Consider the following 2,445-nt stretch of genomic DNA (forward strand, 5'->3'; position numbering starts at 1 on the left):
GACCAGCAGGCCCGCCTGCGCGGAACGGGCGGCGGGGACCCGGCCGCCGTCCTGCCACAGGTCCTCGCAGATGGCCAGGGCGACGTCCACGCCGTGCACCCGCAGCACCGGCATGCTGTCGCCGGGCACGAAGTAGCGGAACTCGTCGAACACGCCGTAGTTCGGCAGGTGGTGCTTGGCGAAGTTCAGGACCACCTCGCCGCGATGCAGCACCGCCCCGGCGTTCTGCGGCGCGCCGGCCGGCTGGCCGTACTTCGGCTGCGCGGTCGCACTGCGGTCGAGGTAGCCGACGATCACCGGCAGCTCTCCGAAGCCCTCCTCGGCCAGGCGCGCCGCGAGCGTGCGCAGCGCCGCACGGGAGGCCTCCACGAAGGACGACCTGAGCGCCAGGTCCTCGACGGGGTACCCGGTCAGCACCATCTCCGGGAACGCCACGAGATGCGCTCCCTGTTCGGCGGAGTGCCGGGTCCAGCGGACGATCGACTCGGTGTTCCCGGCGAGGTCGCCGACGCCGGCGTCGATCTGGTTCAGGGCGAGACGTAGTTGAGGCACGCCGCCCAGTGTAATCGTCAGTGCGACACAATGGGGTGGTGTGGGTCATCCCACACCACCCCATGCCCCCTTGCGAAGGTCAGCGAGCGTCAGCGGCGCCGGTACGACTCGACGTAACCGCTCGCGGGCGAGCCCACGCCGGTGACGTCGTCGTAGCCCTTCACGGCCGCGAGCGAGCTGTCCTTGCCGAGGCTGCGCACGGACGTGGCCAGACCGCCGGTGGCGTCGTAGCCGTTCACGAAGTCGACCCGTGCCACGGCGAGGCCCTTGCCCGTCGGGTTGTCGGTGACGTCGTGGTAGACCTTCGAGCCGTACTTCGCGTAGATCGCCGGGTTGGCGAAGCCGATCGCCTTGCCGCGGGCCTCCTGGGCCAGGGCCTGGACGGCCGCGATGGCCGGCGCGGCGAGCGAGGTGCCGCCGATGCGGTACTCGCTGTAGGCCTGCTTCTTCCCGTCCGGCGAGCTCTGCGTCTGGCCGACCAGGAAGCCGGTGTTCGGGTCGGCGATCGCCGCGATGTCCGGGACGACCCGGTTGCCGCCCGCGCCGTTGGCCTTCGCCAGCGCGTCCGGCACGACACCCCGCTGGTAGTCGGGCTCGGTGACGGTCCTGCTCGTGCCGCCGCCCGCGCCGGAGGTGAAGGCGCCGGGGAAGTTTGTCCAGCTCTTGCCGTCCGCCGACAGCACCGCCTTGTCGGTGCCCCAGCCGGTCTCCCAGAGGTACGTGTCGTTCTTGCCGACGGCCAGCGAGGTGCCGCCGACGGCGGTGACCCACGCCGAGTTGGCCGGGGAGTCGACCTGCTTCGTCCCGGAGCTCGCGACCTCGTCGCCGTCGTCGCCGGAGGAGAAGTAGAAGCCGATGCCCTCGACCGCGCCCAGCTGGAACACCTGGTCGTACGCGGCCGCGAGATCGGGCGTCTGCACGGCCTCCACCTCGCCCCAGGAGTTGGAGACGATGTCGGCCAGGTGGTTGTCGACGACCTTGCCGAGCGCGTCGAGCAGATCGCCGTCCGTGCAGGAGGCGGCGCCGACGTACGTCACGTCCGCGGCCGGTGCGACCGCGTGCACCGCCTCGACGTCCAGGGTCTCCTCGCCGTACCAGCCGGACGCGCCGCAGTCCTCGGTGTTCGTGTAGGACTTGGGCAGGACCTGGTGCAACTGGCCCGTCTTCCACGTCGCGTCGCCGTTGCGCTTGGCGTAGGTGCCGGCGTCGTAGGCGATCGTCGGGGAGGCGTAGGCGTCCGTGATGGCGACCCGGACGCCCTTGCCGGTGCGCTTGCCCGCGCCGTAGGCGGCCCGCAACTGCTTGCCCGTGTAGCCCTTCACGGCGTACGGGATCTTCTTGCCGTACGCGCTCGGGAGCGTGCTCGCGGTCTTCGAGCCGTAGTACGAGGAGAACGGCCCGGCGTTGCGGAACACGGTGTCCGGCGGCGGCAGTTGATCGTCGTGCGTGGCCATGTGCGGCGCGTTGTCCAGCCCGGTCACGGTCAGGACGGCGTCGGCCAGGCCCTGCGGCACGGAGGCGGCGCTCGCCGGGGCACGGTAGGTCTTCGAGCCCTTGGCGAAGTTGTGCAGCCGGGTGCCGAACGCCTTCTCGGCGGCGGCCACGTCACCGCTGACGGAGACGTAGTGCCGCGTGACGCCGGTGACCTTCAGGCCGGCCGCCGTCAGCCAGGACTTCACGGCCGCCACCTGGGCCTTCGTCGCACCGAAGCGGGCCTGCGCCTGCTTGGCCGTCAGGTACTTGCCGTACGAGGCCGAGTCCGGGTCGGAGACGGCCTTGGCGTAGGCGGAGAGGCCCGCGGCGTCCTTGCCGGCAGCACGAAGTCACCGGTCGCCTGGTCGAGCTGGATCAGCGTGCCCGGTTTCGCCCTGCGGACCAGGTGGTTGCTGACCT

General features: G+C 71.2%; 1 protein-coding gene and 1 pseudogene. Both read right to left on the reverse strand.

The features are described 5' to 3' along the window. Positions 1 to 552, reverse strand: a 552-nt coding sequence (locus ABZ281_RS45980; protein WP_356664412.1) for a nitrilase-related carbon-nitrogen hydrolase, incomplete at its 3' end; no start/stop codon positions are given. Positions 553 to 641: 89 nt separating this feature from the next. After that, positions 642 to 2,366, reverse strand: a pseudogene (locus ABZ281_RS45985) (S53 family peptidase); the annotation flags it as partial. Positions 2,367 to 2,445: the final 79 nt, after the last annotated feature.

This window comes from Streptomyces sp. NPDC006265 (assembly GCF_040613555.1).
GTDB lineage: Bacteria > Actinomycetota > Actinomycetes > Streptomycetales > Streptomycetaceae > Streptomyces.